Source organism: Arcticibacter svalbardensis MN12-7 (assembly GCF_000403135.1).
Taxonomy (GTDB): Bacteria; Bacteroidota; Bacteroidia; order Sphingobacteriales; family Sphingobacteriaceae; genus Arcticibacter; species Arcticibacter svalbardensis.
This window is the reverse complement of the sequence record NZ_AQPN01000106.1, coordinates 1-16666: the sequence shown is the minus strand read 5'-3', so window position 1 is coordinate 16666 and position 16666 is coordinate 1. Positions and strand designations below refer to the sequence as shown.

Here is a 16666-nt window from a genome sequence, read left to right as displayed (position 1 = left end):
TAAACTGTATATATTTGTATACATTAGCAAACTAATTTATTTTTACTACGTTCGAAAGAAGAACACTATGGCAAAGATTTTAATAATTGACGATGAACGTGCTATTCGTAACACATTACGGGAAATACTTGAATATGAAAATTATGAAGTTGAGGATATAGACAATGGAATTGATGGTCTTTCTTTAATTAAAAAGGAAGAGTTTGACTTGGTTCTTTGTGATATAAAGATGAATAAAATGGATGGTATGGAAGTACTATCTGAGGGGCTTTCCATAAGACCTGACCTGCCTTTTATCATGATATCCGGCCACGGTACTATAGAAACAGCTGTTGAAGCCAGTAAAAAGGGAGCCTATGATTTTATTTCTAAACCCCCCGACTTAAACCGTTTACTTATTACAGTTAGAAATGCTTTAGAAAGAGGAAACCTAGTTACCGAAACTAAAGTTCTGAAGCGTAGGGTAAGTAAGGTGCGCGAAATATTAGGTGATTCAGCAGCCATATCAAAAATTAAAGATACGATTGAGCGAGTTGCTCCTACTGATGCCCGCGTGTTAATTACCGGTGCTAATGGTAGTGGAAAAGAACTCGTAGCCCGATGGCTCCATGAAAAGTCTTCACGTTTAAATGGACCTATGATCGAAGTCAACTGTGCTGCAATCCCTTCAGAATTGATTGAAAGTGAACTATTCGGGCATGAGAAAGGCTCTTTTACTTCTGCCGTAAAACAAAGGATAGGAAAATTTGAGCAGGCCAATGGTGGTACACTTTTTCTTGATGAAATTGGAGATATGAGCCATTCAGCTCAGGCAAAAGTTCTTCGGGCTTTACAGGAGAATAAGATTACACGTGTTGGCGGCGAAAAAGAAATAGAAGTAAACGTACGTGTTATTGCTGCTACAAACAAAGACCTTCAAAAAGAGATTGATGCCAACAATTTCCGTATGGACCTTTATCATCGGCTTAGCGTGATCCTGATTCATGTTCCCCCTTTGAGTGATAGAAAAGATGATATCCCAATCTTAGCGCATAGCTTTTGTAATGAAATCTGTTCTGATTATGGAATGCCTGTTAAAAAGATTAGCGACGGAGCAATGAACGCATTAATGGATCTACCCTGGAGCGGTAATATTAGAGAGCTTAGGAATATGATTGAACGCTTAATTATTCTGAGTGAAAAGGTAATCACTGAAAATGATGTGCGCACTTTCGCTAATCCATCCGGTCCTCAGGATGTAGTTGCAGTTCCTGTTTCTGTACAAAGTCCTCAGGTTAATTTTGATCAGTTTTCCAATTTTCAAGAATATAAAGATCAATCAGAAAAAGAATACATTAAATATAAGCTTCAAAAGAATAATTGGAATGTGTCAAAAACAGCTGACGATATTGATATTCAAAGAAGTCATCTATATAGTAAAATAGAGAAATATGGATTGAAACGCTCCGATTAGTGGTGATTGAAAATAGTTTATAGTCGCTATTAATTAAAGGGAATTAAAACAATAAAGGGATATAAATTTGTCTTATAAAAGGTCGATTAGAATTCATTAACCGGTTAAAAAAGGATCGATTATTCAATTATACGGTTGATATTTGCGCTATGAAACCACTAAATGCATGAATACCCTTTTCTGTTTGATTTTTTACATTTAACTTTGAACATGATAAAACAGGTACATTCTTCCAGATATATAGTGCTAAGCCTTCTTATTTTACTTGCCGCTTGTACAAGGGCTTTACCTGTTTATATTCCCCATATTTGGAATTTTACTGCTGTAGGTGCTCTAGCTATCTTTGCTGGATCTCAATTTAAAAATAGGGCAATGGGCTTTATCGTTCCATTAACAGCAATGGCCATATCTGATTTTTTTCTAGGTAGTGGATTCAATGCCGTTGTTTACATCGGTTTCATCGTTATGGTGCTTTGTGGAGTAGCAATTAAAAATAAGGTTACTCCTGCGAAAATAGCTATCGCCTCAATAGTAGGTTCTATCCTATTCTTTTTAATCACAAATTTTGCATTTCTTTACCCTTGGTATCCGCATAACTTAAGTGGAATTGCTCAATCTTATATCATGGGCTTGCCGTTCTTAAGAAACATGCTGATTGCTGATGCGATTTATGGAACCCTATTGTTTGGAAGTTTCTATTTACTGGAAAAAAGTTATCCTAAACTTGCTATTGTAAAATAGGAAGTAAAACCCTTATTGTTTATCCCATCTTTAAGGTCCAATACAAATTCTTTCGAATGTAATAACAAGTTAATTCCTTATTTGTCCTGTTCCTACAATAATCCATTTATAACTTGTGAGCTCTTCTAAGCCCATAGGGCCCCTTGCATGTAGCTTCTGAGTACTTATACCGATTTCGGCACCAAGTCCAAACTGTGCGCCATCTGTGAAGCCCGTTGATGCGTTCGCGTAGACTGCCGCTGCATCTACACGAGAAAGAAACCTGTTAATGTTCTCTTCATTTTCTGAAAGAATAGCTTCACTATGTTTGGAGCTGTATTTTGCAATATGATCAAGAGCTGATTCCAAATCAGTTACTGTTTTAATAGAAAGTTTATAATCCAGAAACTCAATACCAAAATGCTCTTCCTTTGCCGGGAAAAGTAAATGGGTTGGATAATGATCTTTTAATGCTTCAAAAGATTGTTCATCTGCATATATGATTACGTTGGCACTACTTAGTGGTTCGGTTAGAAATGGAAGATCATTAAGCTTTTGTTCATGAACTATTAAACAATCCAGTGAATTACAAACACTTACCCTTCTTGTCTTTGCGTTGAAAATGATAGCCTGACTCTTTTTAATATCGGCTGTTTCATCAACAAAAGTATGCACAATTCCAGCACCTGTTTCAATTACCGGTACTTTTGAATGCTCCCTTACGTATTTTATTAAACTATTGCTTCCTCGGGGGATAATCACATCAACAAGGCCAACCGCATTTAAAAGAGCTTCAGTAGAACTCCTCTCTGGAGGAAGTAATCGAACTATAAACTTACTTACATAATTTAGTTCCAGTATATAGTGAACCATTGAAATAAGTGCTTGATTGGTGAAGTATGCATCACTTCCACCTTTTAAAATAGCAACATTTCCAGTTTTAATACATAGAGAAAATACGTCTATAGTTACATTGGGACGAGCTTCATAAATTACACCTACCACACCAAGGGGAACACTCACTTTTTTTAAATTCAAACCATTGAGTAATGTTTTTTCCATCAATACTTTTCGCAGAGGGCTTTTAAGCTTAGCAACGTTCACCAAATCTTTTGATATAGCTGCTATCCTGTTTTCTGTGAGTTTAAGCCTATCAAATTTAGGATCCTCCGGATCCATTAATAAAAGATCCTTTTGATTTTCTTCAATAATATAAGATTGCTCTTTCAGCAATTCATCGGCAAGTTGAACTAATATAGAAGCTATTTTTTCATCAGATAATTCAGATAAGAATTTGGTGACATATTTAGCATTTTCGAAATTACGCTGAAGATTCATGGTTATTAATTTAGTGAGTCAAAAATAAGTAATCGTAATGTACTAAAGCTTTTTGGTTTTTTAAGCCTACTCTTTCTTTCGCTTTTTCGGAATTATACTCAGCAATGCCAAGTCCTATAGCAAGGTTGTCCTGATCGATTAAGCGGATGATATCCCCTTTTTTAAAATCTTTTTCAATCCCAATCAAACCAACAGGCAGTAAACTACTCGCTTTAGAAGAAGTCAGTGCAAGTTTAGCCCCATCATTAATGCGAACAACACCTGTTACATAATTTTCAGAGTTGGCAATCCATTTCTTTTTACCCGAAGCAATTTTCTGTGGAGCAAATCGGGTGTTAATGACCTTCTCTTTTAAAACTTTAGCAATTACGTTTTCGGTACTACCATTCGCAATATGAACAGCGATGCCTAGTCCCGAAATTTTATGAGCCATACTTGACTTAGTAATCATCCCTCCTCTTCCAAACTGCGACTTTTTGGCCGAAATAAACTCAGAGAAATTGTTGAAATCAGGATCGATATGCTCTATTACTTTGGAGTCTGGGTTTTTAGGATCACCATTAAAAATTCCATCCACGTTACTTAGAATGATTAAGGCATCTGCATTAAGCAGGGAGGCAATCAACCCTGCAAGTTCATCATTATCTGTAAACATAAGTTCGGTTACAGATATGACATCATTTTCATTTATAACAGGGACTACATTATGTTGAATTAATATGTCAAAGCAATTTTTCATATTCAGGTAGTGAAGTCTATCCCGAAAATCTTCTTTGGTGACCAATACCTGGGCACATACCAGATTTTGTTTTTTAAATAGATCTGAATACGTATTAATCAGTTTAACCTGTCCTATTGATGCAAATAATTGGCGTGTTGCCACAGCATCACATTTATCAGATACAGAAAGCAAACTTCTTCCAAAGGCTACTGCTCCCGATGAAACTAAAATCACTTCCTTATTTTGTTTCTTAATTGCTGCAATTTGTTCAACTAAATGTTCAATGCGATGTAAGTCCGGAAGTCCATTTGCTTGAGTAAGAACATTTGACCCAACTTTTATTACAATCCTTTTGTAGTTTAAATCCATACGATAGATAAAACTACTAATTTTTAAGACAAAAAAGACTTCATTACATCATCATAAGCCTCAGAAGTGAAATAAATGATAGGTTCTTCAGATTCATGAGAAGCGTCCATTATGATTTTTGAACCACCGTTATCCTGAGGGGTTATTTCTATAATTCTGTTCTTTTCAAACTTTGTTGGTATGTTATCAATAAGAACAATGAAAAAGTTGTAGGCCATATAGTTTTGTTTGCTCATTTAATTTATAGTAAATATAATGAACAAAAAATTTAAAAAAAAGCCCAAAAAGGGTACAAAAAAACCGGAAGCTAGGCTCCCGGTTTTTTCCTTAATAATTAATAATTAGGCTACAATTTCTGTTTCCAGTTTGAGCTCATCTTTAGTCAAATCATTTTGTTTTCCTTCGTATGCATTAATATATAACTGTTTCAGTTCGCTTATTAATGGATATCTAGGGTTTGCACCAGTACACTGGTCATCAAATGCCTGTTCTGACATGGTATCTAAAGAACTATAAAAAGCTTTTTCAGTTACACCAAACTCTTTAATTGAAGTAGGAATACCAATTTTAGTTTTCAGATCTTCTAGAGCAGCAGTTAACAATTCAATCTTTTCATCTTCTGTATTGCCACCCAGGTTCAAGTAATCAGCAATCCTTGAATATCTCCATTTAGCATTCGGATATTTATATTGTGGGAATGTTGCTTGTTTTCTTGGATTATCAACAGCATTATAACGGATCACTTCAGTAATTAACATGGCATTAGCTACACCATGAGGTACATGGTGAGTTGCACCAAGTTTATGCGCTAAAGAGTGACAAACACCTAAGAATGCATTCGCAAAGGCCATACCTGCAATAGTTGCAGCATGAGCCATTTTCTCTCTTGCTTTAACATTAGTAGTTCCTTCATTATAAGCCTGAGGAAGATATTTGAATATCAATCTGATTGCTTCTAGTGCTAAGCCATTTGTATATTCTGATGCTAAAACAGAAACATACGCTTCAAGAGCATGTGTCATCGCATCAATACCAGAAGCAGCAGTTAAGCCCTTTGGCATTTTCATCATTAGCTCTGCATCCACAATTGCCATATTAGGAGTAAGCTCATAATCAGCTAATGGATATTTCATTCCAGTATGTTCATCTGTAATTACTGCGAATGGAGTAACCTCAGATCCAGTACCAGCAGATGTTGGAATAGCCACCATCATTGCTTTCTGGCCCATTTTAGGGAAATGATATACTCTTTTTCTAATATCCATGAAACGCATGGCAAGGTCTTCAAAACGAACCTCAGGGTGCTCATACAATACCCACATGATTTTTGCAGCATCCATTGGAGAACCACCACCTAGTGCGATAATGGTATCCGGTTGGAAAATTGCCATCTCAGCAGCTCCTCTACGTGCAGTATCCAATGTTGGATCTGGATCTACATCAAAGTATACGGTATGTTCAATACCTAAACTTTCTAAAACCTTAACTACGGGATCGATGAAGCCTAATTTATACAACACTTTATCTGTTACGATAAATGCTTTTTTACGACCAAGTTCCTTAAGCTCTCTTAAAGCAACAGGCATACAGCCATATTTAAAGTAGATCTTCGGTGGAACTCTGAACCATAACATATTTTCTCTTCTACTTGCTACGCTTTTAATATTTAATAAATGTTTAACACCAACATTTTCTGAAACAGAGTTTCCTCCCCAGCTACCACATCCTAATGTAAGTGAAGGTGATAACTTAAAGTTAAAGATATCCCCTATTGCACCCTGAGATGATGGCATGTTAATGATTGTTCTGCCGGTCTTCATTCTTGCACCAAATTGTTCGATACGGTCATGAGACTTATTTTCGTCTGTATAAAGAACAGATGTATGGCCAAAACCACCTAATTGTACTAACCGCGCTGCTTTGTCAAGTGCCTTTTCGAAACTTTCAGCCTTATACATAGCTAAAACCGGAGATAATTTCTCATGAGAAAATTCTTCGTCTTTTTCTACTGATTCTACTTCTCCAATAAGAATTTTAGAGTATTCGGGAACTAAAACACCAGCTAATTGTGCGATTTTAAAAGCTGATTGTCCAACGATCTGAGAATTCAAGGCACCATTTACAACGATGACCTTACGTACTTTCTCTACTTCATCTGGTTTCAGGATGTATGCACCTCTATCTTCAAATTCCTGTTTTACTTCATCATAGATACTATCTATAACAATAACAGATTGTTCAGATGCACATATCATTCCGTTATCAAAAGTTTTTGAAAGAAGAATGGAGTTTACAGCCATTTTTAAATGGGCTGTTTCATCAATAATAGCAGGTGTATTACCAGCTCCTACACCAATGGCAGGTTTTCCTGATGAATATGCTGCTTTAACCATACCTGGTCCGCCAGTAGCTAAGATCAAGTCACAAGCTCCCATTAATATTTGAGATAACTCAACTGTTGGTTCATCAATCCATGCGACAATGTCCTTAGGTGCCCCTGCTTCTACTGCTGCATCTAAAATAATTTTAGCGGCTGCAATTGTAGAGTTTTTAGCTCTTGGATGTGGAGAGAAGATAATTCCATTCCTGGTTTTTAAAGCAATAAGCGCCTTAAAAATAGCTGTAGAGGTAGGATTTGTTGTTGGTACAACGGCAGCAATAACTCCTATTGGTTCTGCTATTTTGGTTATTCCGAATGCTTCGTCTGTTTCAATAACACCACAAGTTAATGTGTCTTTATATTGATTGTAGATATATTCAGAGGCAAAGTGATTTTTAATTACTTTGTCTTCCACTATTCCCATCCCTGTTTCTTCAACGGCCATTTTAGCTAAAGAAATTCTGGCGTTGTTTGCTGCAATCGCAGTTTGTCTAAAGATTTCGTCTACCTGTACTTGTGTGTAAGTGGAGAATAATCGTTGTGCTTCACGGACTTTTTCAATTTTTTGAAGAAGCTTTTCTGCATTTGTTAATTTCATGATATTACTGGTTTTAATAATCAATGAGTAATTTGTGCTATAAAGGTATTTTTATAGAAGCAAATATTCAGTGACAGTCATCAGGAATCGTCATGATGGTTATCATAAACCTCTTTATTAGCCAAACAGGCTGTTTGTGTACTCCACTTTTAGTTTAGATTGAAAAGTTTCAATGGTTTTAAATATTTCTTTTAGTGTTACCTGTTCAATTTTTGTCAGGTTATTCGGATCAATGTAATTCTCGGGAAGAGATTTATCATGAATGATCTGACTGGCCTGTTTTCTTAGTCTCATTGCCATCAGATAATAATAGGACTGAGTAAGTTCGTGATATTCCGTTTCCGAAAATATACCTGCATCCTTTAATGCTTTAATCCTTTCGCCTGTATTGGTTTTAAAGATCCTGTTCTTTAAAGCGTATAACCGAACCAGGTCAACTATGGGTGTCATTGACTTTTTGATATCAAACACTTCATGCGAGCCAATGGTTATCGTTTTAATGTTTTTGAAGAACGTTAAAGGTGGCTGATACTGAACGGCATTATTTGCCATGTAGAAAAATAATTTTCCCATTGGCTGTTGCAGTTTTTCATCCAGAAACTCCTGAAGTTCATCTATGATCTTCTTATTGCCATAAATATATCTGCAGTCAAAAAAAGTAGAAAATTTTATTACAGTCTCAGGCAAAGAATCTTCAATCCAGCTCTCGTAATTACGTTTCCAATGCGACAAAGAGTGGGTCCAGTTTGGATTGCTTGACATAAAACCTCCCGTACAATACACAAATCCAATAAAATTCAATCGGTCAGAAACAATTGTAGAAAATTTCAAGAAGTATTCCCTTACAAGTTCCCTTTGTTCATTTGCCTTATCTTCATAAATGATAGCGTTATCCTGATCCGTTTTAAGTGTTTGTTCTTTGCGGCCTTCACTTCCTAAAACCATAAATACAAACTCCGCAGGTGGTGTTCCAATTTCCTTGATCACCTCTTCAATCACCTTTTGAGCAATAGTATCTGCAATAGTGGAGATGATCTGATTGATAATCTCCGCATTTACTCCCCTGCCGAGTAATTGAGTGATCATTTGAGGGACCTGTTCCCACTTAGACTTCAATTCCTCCAATGATACGGCTAGTTTAACAGATTGTATATAAACCAATGGCGACTGTGCCTGCTCACTTAATAATCTATTTCTACTTATTATACCTTTCAATGAACCCTTATCTTCAACAAGAAGATACTTGGTCTTGGTGGTAAACATCATTAATACGGCTTCATACACATAGGCCTGACTGTTTATGGTCATAACCGGGTTATCTACAACATCAATTACAAGTCCGTTTGGATCTTTCTTATTCGCTATGACCTTGTCGCGCAAGGTGATGTCGGTAATAAATCCAGCAACTTTATTTTCCTGATCTCTAACAATCAGACAACTTGTTTTTTGTTCAGCCATTATTAATGCAGCTTCAAAAATTGGCGTCAGCGAATCACAATACACAATATCCTTATACCCGATACTTTCTATCTTACGCGAATATAGCTGCTCGGATGCAATATAACTTTCTTCAAAAGAGGTAGGATGTTTTGCAAAATGTGCAAACTCCTCATTGAGCATCCTTTTCCCAAAATCAGTTGTAAAATGATGGAAAAAGTCTTCGTAACCATTGCATAATGCCCTGAAATCTTTTCGTGGTAAAAAGTAAATAACCGTTCCTTTTTTTGCAATTACTGTGCGGAGTGATCTTTTTCTGTTCAGCAGAACGGACACGCCCCCGTAACAAAATCCCCCATGATGGTGCTCCAGCAGTCGGCGGGAATGTGAGCTATCGTAAAAAAATGACTCATACTCACCTTCAACGATGATATCAATGCCTTTCATTTTAGTCAGTTCCTGCTGATAAATGACCGTATCCTTTACATATTTCACTTCATGAAATAAGTCGGCAACTCCAACTAAAACTTCTTCTGGTAATAGGTTGAAAGGGATAACGTTTTTTAAAAATTCGACCCGTGTCATATAAGGAAAGATATTAGTATGGTAATAATAAATACAATTAGAACTGGTAATACAAAAGCAAATCGTTTAGAATTCAACTTCACCTTATTCAAGCCAGCCTCCTGTGATGCAATTATTTCATCATTAATCAGTCCTCTTTTTTGTAATTCAAAAAAGCAATTAGCCGTTGCTATTGAATCGGCTAAGGCATTATGAGGGTTTTCAAGACTTTTATTGAAGAGTGTTTCATTCAGCTCACCTAATCTTAAAAAACTAGCTCTAGGATTTTTAACCAGTTTTACTGTCGCCATCATGGTGCAAAATGCAGGTAAATCCGGTGCCGGATTCTTTACATGTGCGCGATAAAAGTCTGATCCAATCATATGGAGATCCAGTTCTGTGAAATGCCCCACGATCATTGGCTGATAAGTCATCAGATCTGAAGAAAGATCAGTCATTACCTCTTTCCTCAGCTGACCATTTTTCTTACGGTACTCGTCCGAGAAGCCATGTATCTTAAAAGACGCAGAAGAGGTCACAAAGTCATCATCACTTATAAAATGATCTTTGCGCATTACTTCATGGCCATCTTTAGTATATACCACCCAGGATACCTGGACAATATAAGGCCAGTTGCCTATCTTCGAGTAAGGTTTATCCCATTTTTTAGGCAACCCAGACGTTTCAGTATCTATAAATAAATAAAAATCCTTCAACTCAATAAAATTTATTGACTCTATCCTTCCAATAAAGCCTTTAGGTTTTAGTCCAATCGCTGTCTCACTGCTTCGTAAAGGATTACTCCAGCCGAAACAGAAACATTTAAAGATCCAATTGTACCACTCATTGGTATTTTTGATAAATGGTCAGCAATGCGAATGATTTCAGAAGAAATCCCATCTTCTTCCGATCCCATTACAATAGCTGTAGGAACTTTAAAATCTACTTTATATAAAAGGTCATTTGTTTTCTCCGTACAGGCAACAATCTGTATTCCTGAAGCTTGCAGAAAACGAACCACCTTTAAAAGGCTTTCATGACGACAAACAGGAATATTGAATAATGCACCGGCAGAGGTTTTAATAGTATCCGGATTAATCTGGGCAGAGCCTTTAACCGGAACGATAATCGCTTGCACACCAGAGCATTCAGCCGTACGGGCAATAGCTCCCATATTTCTCACATCCGTTATTCCATCCAAAATAATCAATAGTGGAATTTGGCCTTTTTCATAAATCTGAGGAACAATATCTTCAATATTCTGATAGGTAACCGGTGATATCATACCTACCACACCCTGGTGGTTTTTAGTTGTAATGCGGTTTAGTTTTTCGACCGGAACCTGCTGGTAGGTAATCTCCGCCTCCTTTAGCAGTACGCGTAGTTCATTAAAAAGTGCCCCTGTAAGGCCCCTCTGCACATAAACCGCTTCAATATCTTTTCCACTCTTAATCGCTTCAATTAAAGCACGTATGCCAAAGATCATTTGATTTTGCTCTCTACGGACTTTTTCAGAATTTGTATACATTCAAAAATAATTATGGAACAAATTACCGATTTTTTGACCATATAACGCTTAAATAACTTGTAATATAATATTTCAACTTCTATAAAGCTTCATCTGAATACCTTTTAAGAGCTTTACTTCAACACCTTATTAACCCTCTTTTAATAAGAGGTAACACTATATTGTTTCCATACGGCCGTATCCTAAGAACGGCCCAGCTGTATCCAAAAGTCTAACCATGCTCGCTACATGCTCCTTCGTGCTCCCTCAAAGCTTCGCCTCGAGTCGAACGAGCAAGGGTGCACCAAGGGAGTGCTAACGAACAAACATCGCAGCAGATATCTACACATTACGTAACAGAGTGCTTCCCTTCCTTTGCCTGACACCCTCGCTTCCCCTTGTCTCTATACCCCATCATAATCCTGAAATAGTTATACACATCTTATTCATATTTCAAATCCTGCTAAACTAATAGTTTCGAAGCAATAATAGGAATAGAATCAACATACTAATTATCAATTTTCAAACCTCAGTGATTAAAAATGTATATAAAAAATTGAATGACTTTATTAGTTGTATACCACATTACACAACGTGATTGTGTATTTTTGCAGTATGAGTTTAGAAATGGAGAACGGAGGATTTAAAAGCGGTACTGGTACAGACAGGCGAACTCGTCTTACAAATACAGTGAGTAGCCTTGGAAAGCTGCCTCCTCAGGCTATTGATCTTGAAGAAGCTGTTCTTGGTGCTTTAATGCTCGAAAAAGATGCTCTGTCCGCCGTTATTGATATTCTAAAACCTGAGCTTTTTTACAAAGAAACGCATCAGAAAATATTTCAGGCCATCTCCACTTTATTTCAAAAATCATCTCCAGTTGATATTCTAACCGTCATCTCACAGCTTAGAATACAAGGTGAGCTTGAGATTGTTGGAGGTGCTTATTATATAACAGAACTGACAAATCGTGTTGTTTCGGCTGCTAATATCGAATATCATGCACGTATAATATCTCAAAAATTTATTCAGCGTGAATTGATCCGAATCTCTACGGAGATCATTCAGAACGCGTATGAAGATACAACAGACATATTTGACTTATTAGATCACGCAGAAAAAAACCTGTTTGATATTGCACAAAATAACCTGCGTCGAGATTCAAGAAAAATGGATGATATCATTCGTGAATCATTAGATTCTCTTGAAAAATTGCGCGATAAGGAAGACGGTTTAACTGGTGTTCCATCGGGATTCACCGCTTTGGATAGGATCACCTCAGGATGGCAACCATCCGATCTTGTTATTATAGCCGCACGTCCAGCGATGGGTAAAACGGCGTTTGTGTTAAGCTGTGCCCGTAATGCTGCTGTTCAGTTCAATAAACCGGTAGTCGTCTTTTCATTAGAAATGTCCTCTGTTCAGCTGGTCAATCGTTTAATTTCCGGTGAAACTGAGATTGAACAGGAAAAAATACGTAAAGGAAGTCTGGCTGAATGGGAATGGCAACAGTTGCACTCAAAAATTGGTACCTTAACTGAAGCTCCTTTATTTATAGATGATACGCCTGCGTTGAATATTTTTGAATTCAGAGCGAAGTGTCGTCGATTAAAGGCTCAGTATGATATACAAATGGTTATTGTGGATTATTTGCAGCTGATGCATGGAAAAGGAGAAGGTAAAGGTGGAAATCGTGAGCAGGAAATTGGTAGTATTTCCAGGGCTTTGAAGTCTGTTGCGAAAGAACTTAACGTTCCTGTGATTGCCCTGTCTCAGTTAAGTAGAGCGGTAGAGAGTCGCCCGGGTGCAAATAAAAAGCCGATGTTATCCGATTTACGTGAGTCTGGATCAATTGAACAGGATGCCGACATGGTACTGTTTTTATATCGCCCTGAATATTACGGGTTGACTGAAGATGAAGAAGGACGATCAACAATTGGTGTAGGTGAAGTAATTATCGCGAAGCACCGTAATGGAGAAACAGGTACAGTTCCACTTCGATTTATAGGTAAGTATGTGAAATTTACCGATTTAGAAGATGATTTTAATGTAGGCTCTTCCCCTGCTAAAAGCAATGATCAGTTTGCGGGTATGGCTCCTTCTGCTGACTTCGACAAGCCTGGAAACTTCATCATCAGACCATCAAGAATGGATGATATGGAAGATGAAGCACCATTTTAAATCAGGAGACCTAAAAGGAATCCTGCTAAGATTAGCCATGGGGTTCTGATTTTGGTGAAGTGTAAAATCAAGATGGTAGCACTAACGATTGACAGGTCTAATAGTGCGTGTGAAGTAGAATTAGCCAGTAAAGGCCGAAGTAAGAAAATAAAGGCCGCTATTACGAAACCTACCGCAACTGCATTTATACCCGACAATGATCTTTTAATGCTTCCTATCTTCTTTAAATCATTCCAGAATGGAACAAAGAAGAGAACCAGAATTACGCCTGGCAAATTGATTCCTAAAGTGGCAACAATGCTTCCCATAATCTGTCCGCCAAGTCCACTACCTGAATTTTGCATCGCCATAGTACCTACAAATGAGGTAAAAGAAAAGGTTGGTCCGGGTAAGATCTGCTGAAATGCGTAACCACTTAGAAACTGGTCGGCAGTAAGGTATTCCTTCATTTCCACAAATTCCGTAAACATCAAAGGAACGAGAACCTGTCCTCCACCAAAAATAATAATACCGTTTCTATAAAAATTTTCAAAGAGTCTTATTGGTAAACTAAAGGGCGATGTTTGGTTAATAATAGCTCCCAGGGAAGCAAAAAGAAGCAGTACGCCTAAAAAGTAAAAGATTTTTTTCTGATTGATGTTCTTAAACAAATTGCTTTGAAGATTTGGTTCTTCCTGTGTATCCTCAATCGCTGAGGATAAAATGCCACCTAACAAGATTAGGATAGGGAAAACGAATGCATTTTTTAAGATCAGTGTAGCTACTACAGCAGAAAAGGCAAGCCATAGGGAAAGCTTGGATTTGAGCTGTTTAAGTCCTAAAGTGATGGCGGCAGACCCTACAATTCCTACCGCAATAGGTTGAATGAAAGTCATTACCTGATTGAACTCATTTTTAGCTCCCAGGAAAGAATACATGGTGGCTACACCACATAGTACAGCGGCGGAAGGAGTAACCCATATCAGAAAGGTCAATATGGATAACCAAAACCCTCCTACTTTATAGGCAATTCCGACGAGTGTTTGCGTGGACGATGGTCCGGGAAGCACCATCGTCATGGCATTTAGTTCTAAAAGTTCCGATTCAGAAATATATCTCCGCTTCATAACAAAGTCTTTGAGCATAATTGCTAAATGACCCTGAGCACCACCAAAGGCAGTGAATGTAAAAAGTGTTACATCTCTGAGGAATAAAATTTTCTTTGCGCTAAGCTTAATCATTCTCGTAATCTGGCCCTGTTACGGATAAATATACGGTTTGAAGCTCCGAAAATGCATGCATATCATTAGCCGTCTTTGCTATAGCCATTCCTTTTTCATATACTTTGATGGCTTCTGCAGGTCTGCCCATCGTTTCGTATAATTTTCCTGCATGATAATAGGTTCCCACGTAATTTTCATTATTCATTAAAAGATCTTCATAATAAATAAGAGCTTGTTTCTGATCTTTTTGTTTCATATATTCAGTTGCAAGGGCGTATTTTATGAAAGGGTCAGCAGGATCATTATCTAAAAAAGCTAAAAGCTTTTGTAATCGGTCGTTGTTCATTATAATTAAATGCTTTTTTAATCTATTTTTGCAAAATAAAACAAAACAGGCGATTAAGGGTAAACGGAATGAAAAAAATAAAATTAGATATTGTAGGGTTATCGTATAGTCAAACTCAATCTGGCGCTTATGCCTTGGTTTTGGGGGAAGTCAACGGTAGACGTCGCCTTCCTATTATTATTGGGGGATCTGAGGCTCAGGCTATTGCTGTTGAAATTGAAAAGATGACACCTACCCGTCCTCTTACTCATGACTTGTTTAAGTCCTTTGCATTATCTTTTCATATCAATGTACAAGAAGTAATTATTTATAATCTGGTAGATGGGATCTTTTATGCCAAGTTAATCTGTAGTGACGGGGAACATTTGCATGAAATTGATGCACGTACGTCGGATGCAGTGGCTCTAGCCGTTCGTTTTGAATGTCCTATACATACATATGAGTTCATTTTGGCCACTGCGGGAATCATGATTGAGGGAAATGATTTTGTTTTTCTAGAAAATATTGATCCGAATACGGCTGATGATAAACCTGAAGTAACACCCCAGGGATACTCGTCCTTCAGCGTAGAAGAGCTAAAAGAGAAACTTCAACAAGCCTTATTGGAGGAGGCCTATGAAAAAGCAGTAAAAATAAGAGATGAACTATCCAAAAGAAAGTCTTCATAACTTAGTCCAATTCCTACAGCATAAAATAACCTTATACAAATAATAAATGGAAAGATTCACCGGCTTGATTGGTATACTACTAATTTTCGCCATTGCTTTTTTAATGTCTAACAACCGTAAGGCAATTAATTATCGTTTAGTTTTCTCTGGTATAGCCATTCAGCTTGTTCTGGCTATTTTTATTCTTAAAGTTCCTGCAGGAAAATTAATTTTCTCCTGGCTTGGAGCAGGTGTGACCAAGATTCTTGATTTCTCTCATGCTGGAGCAGATTTTGTTTTTGGTCCTTTAGCCAATAGACTAGCGCTTAATACTGCATTTGGTGTAAATACGATATTCTTTTTTAACATCGTTCCTACCATAATCTTTGTGGCTGTACTGGTTAGTGTGGCCTATTATCTGGGTATCATGCAAAGGATCGTGAAGGTGCTTGCCTTTGGGGTTTACAAACTTATGGGTGTATCAGGTGCTGAAGCATTATCTAATATTGCCAGTGCGTTTGTGGGACAGGTTGAAGCTCAAATCATGATTAAGCCTTATTTAAAAGGAATGACCATGTCCGAATTACTGGCCTCCATGACTGGAAGTATGGCTTGTATCGCTGGTGGTGTGATGGCCATTTACATATCATTTGGTGTACCTGCCGAATACTTATTAGCAGCAAGCATCATGGCAGCTCCGGCAGCGTTGGTAATCTCTAAGATTGTATGGCCTGAAACTGAAATATCAGAAACGAAAGGTGCAGTATCATTGGAGATTAAAAAAACTAGCGCTAACCTGGTTGATTCTATATCGCATGGTGCCAGTGATGGTTTAAAAGTGGGCTTAAATGTAATTGCTATGCTAATCGGTTTTATAGCCATCATCGCCTTGGTAGATTATGTACTGGGTGGAATTGGCTCTATGCTGGGCAGTATTGGTTTGTCGCTTTCATTTGTAGGAATAGACATCAATCACTTAAGTCTGAATCAAATTCTAGGTTCATTATTTTCGATCTTTGCCTGGGCAATGGGTGTACCCTTTAAAGATATCCATACTGCAGGATCGCTTATGGGTACCAAGATGGTTATAAACGAGTTTGTTGCATATTTAGACCTTGTTAAAGTTCAAGGAGTTATAGAACCTAAAACATTGGTGATCACTAGTTTTGCTTTATGTGGCTTTGCTAACTTTAGTTCTATCGCTAT

The 16666-nt window shown here is 37.3% G+C and carries 14 protein-coding genes; 5 read left to right on the top strand and 9 right to left on the bottom strand.

Annotation, left to right across the window (positions count from 1 at the left end; genetic code table 11):
* The first annotated feature begins 67 nt into the window (after positions 1 to 67).
* Both ADIARSV_RS14600 and ADIARSV_RS14595 read left to right on the top strand, forming a co-directional pair.
* On the top strand, positions 68 to 1453 hold the full coding sequence (locus tag ADIARSV_RS14600; RefSeq protein WP_016196354.1) for a sigma-54-dependent transcriptional regulator: 1386 nt from the start codon (positions 68 to 70) through the stop codon (positions 1451 to 1453).
* A gap of 210 nt (positions 1454 to 1663) precedes the next feature.
* Positions 1664 to 2194 (top strand): DUF6580 family putative transport protein, encoded by a 531-nt coding sequence (locus ADIARSV_RS14595; protein WP_040300230.1) that lies wholly within the window; start codon positions 1664 to 1666, stop codon positions 2192 to 2194.
* 69 nt (positions 2195 to 2263) lie between these two features.
* On the opposite strand, the gene ADIARSV_RS14590 is transcribed toward ADIARSV_RS14595, so the two are convergent.
* The 7 genes from ADIARSV_RS14590 to rlmB form a co-directional block, all read right to left on the bottom strand.
* Positions 2264 to 3511, bottom strand: coding sequence for a glutamate-5-semialdehyde dehydrogenase (locus ADIARSV_RS14590; protein ID WP_016196352.1), 1248 nt, complete (start codon positions 3509 to 3511; stop codon positions 2264 to 2266).
* Between the two features lie 10 nt (positions 3512 to 3521).
* Positions 3522 to 4601 (bottom strand): glutamate 5-kinase, encoded by a 1080-nt coding sequence (gene proB / locus ADIARSV_RS14585; protein ID WP_016196351.1) that lies wholly within the window; start codon positions 4599 to 4601, stop codon positions 3522 to 3524.
* A 23-nt stretch (positions 4602 to 4624) separates the two neighbouring features.
* Positions 4625 to 4837: a hypothetical protein gene (locus tag ADIARSV_RS14580; RefSeq protein WP_016196350.1), complete on the bottom strand. Its 213-nt coding sequence runs from the start codon at positions 4835 to 4837 to the stop codon at positions 4625 to 4627.
* A 105-nt stretch (positions 4838 to 4942) separates the two neighbouring features.
* Positions 4943 to 7579 carry a bifunctional acetaldehyde-CoA/alcohol dehydrogenase gene (gene adhE / locus ADIARSV_RS14575; protein ID WP_016196349.1) on the bottom strand — a complete coding sequence of 879 codons (2637 nt, stop codon included), beginning with the start codon at positions 7577 to 7579 and terminating at the stop codon, positions 4943 to 4945.
* 117 nt (positions 7580 to 7696) lie between these two features.
* On the bottom strand, positions 7697 to 9601 hold the full coding sequence (locus ADIARSV_RS14570) for a DUF294 nucleotidyltransferase-like domain-containing protein (protein ID WP_016196348.1): 1905 nt from the start codon (positions 9599 to 9601) through the stop codon (positions 7697 to 7699).
* Positions 9598 to 10296, bottom strand: a complete 699-nt coding sequence (locus ADIARSV_RS14565) for a 3'-5' exonuclease (RefSeq protein WP_016196347.1) — start codon at positions 10294 to 10296, stop codon at positions 9598 to 9600. Before ADIARSV_RS14565 ends, ADIARSV_RS14570 begins: the two co-directional genes overlap by 4 nt.
* A 47-nt stretch (positions 10297 to 10343) precedes the next feature.
* Positions 10344 to 11108, bottom strand: a complete 765-nt coding sequence (gene rlmB, locus ADIARSV_RS14560) for a 23S rRNA (guanosine(2251)-2'-O)-methyltransferase RlmB (RefSeq protein WP_016196346.1) — start codon at positions 11106 to 11108, stop codon at positions 10344 to 10346.
* A gap of 594 nt (positions 11109 to 11702) precedes the next feature.
* Between rlmB and dnaB the strand changes: the two genes are divergently transcribed.
* Positions 11703 to 13265, top strand: a complete 1563-nt coding sequence (gene dnaB, locus ADIARSV_RS14555; RefSeq protein ID WP_016196345.1) for a replicative DNA helicase — start codon at positions 11703 to 11705, stop codon at positions 13263 to 13265.
* On the opposite strand, the gene chrA is transcribed toward dnaB, so the two are convergent.
* Positions 13262 to 14485 carry a chromate efflux transporter gene (gene chrA, locus ADIARSV_RS14550; protein ID WP_016196344.1) on the bottom strand — a complete coding sequence of 408 codons (1224 nt, stop codon included), beginning with the start codon at positions 14483 to 14485 and terminating at the stop codon, positions 13262 to 13264. The two genes, dnaB and chrA, sit on opposite strands and share 4 nt — an antisense overlap.
* The gene (locus tag ADIARSV_RS14545) at positions 14478 to 14813 is read right to left on the bottom strand and encodes a tetratricopeptide repeat protein (protein ID WP_016196343.1); all 336 of its coding nucleotides are present in this window, start codon (positions 14811 to 14813) and stop codon (positions 14478 to 14480) included. The genes chrA and ADIARSV_RS14545 overlap by 8 nt, the downstream gene beginning before the upstream one ends.
* 68 nt (positions 14814 to 14881) lie before the next feature.
* Between ADIARSV_RS14545 and ADIARSV_RS14540 the strand changes: the two genes are divergently transcribed.
* Complete coding sequence (locus ADIARSV_RS14540) at positions 14882 to 15481, top strand: bifunctional nuclease family protein (protein ID WP_016196342.1); 600 nt, start codon at positions 14882 to 14884, stop codon at positions 15479 to 15481.
* A 46-nt stretch (positions 15482 to 15527) separates the two neighbouring features.
* The coding region (locus tag ADIARSV_RS14535) for a NupC/NupG family nucleoside CNT transporter (RefSeq protein ID WP_040300212.1) at positions 15528 to 16666 on the top strand (1139 nt) is incomplete at its 3' end.

Coding starts and splice junctions, on each gene's coding strand:
- rlmB (WP_016196346.1), bottom strand. CDS start 11,108: ATGTATACAAATTCTGAAAAAGTCCGTAGAGAGCAAAATCAAATGATC.
- ADIARSV_RS14545 (WP_016196343.1), bottom strand. CDS start 14,813: ATGAACAACGACCGATTACAAAAGCTTTTAGCTTTTTTAGATAATGAT.
- ADIARSV_RS14595 (WP_040300230.1), top strand. CDS start 1,664: ATGATAAAACAGGTACATTCTTCCAGATATATAGTGCTAAGCCTTCTT.
- dnaB (WP_016196345.1), top strand. CDS start 11,703: ATGAGTTTAGAAATGGAGAACGGAGGATTTAAAAGCGGTACTGGTACA.
- adhE (WP_016196349.1), bottom strand. CDS start 7,579: ATGAAATTAACAAATGCAGAAAAGCTTCTTCAAAAAATTGAAAAAGTC.
- chrA (WP_016196344.1), bottom strand. CDS start 14,485: ATGATTAAGCTTAGCGCAAAGAAAATTTTATTCCTCAGAGATGTAACA.
- ADIARSV_RS14580 (WP_016196350.1), bottom strand. CDS start 4,837: ATGAGCAAACAAAACTATATGGCCTACAACTTTTTCATTGTTCTTATT.
- ADIARSV_RS14590 (WP_016196352.1), bottom strand. CDS start 3,511: ATGAATCTTCAGCGTAATTTCGAAAATGCTAAATATGTCACCAAATTC.
- ADIARSV_RS14600 (WP_016196354.1), top strand. CDS start 68: ATGGCAAAGATTTTAATAATTGACGATGAACGTGCTATTCGTAACACA.
- proB (WP_016196351.1), bottom strand. CDS start 4,601: ATGGATTTAAACTACAAAAGGATTGTAATAAAAGTTGGGTCAAATGTT.
- ADIARSV_RS14570 (WP_016196348.1), bottom strand. CDS start 9,601: ATGACACGGGTCGAATTTTTAAAAAACGTTATCCCTTTCAACCTATTA.
- ADIARSV_RS14540 (WP_016196342.1), top strand. CDS start 14,882: ATGAAAAAAATAAAATTAGATATTGTAGGGTTATCGTATAGTCAAACT.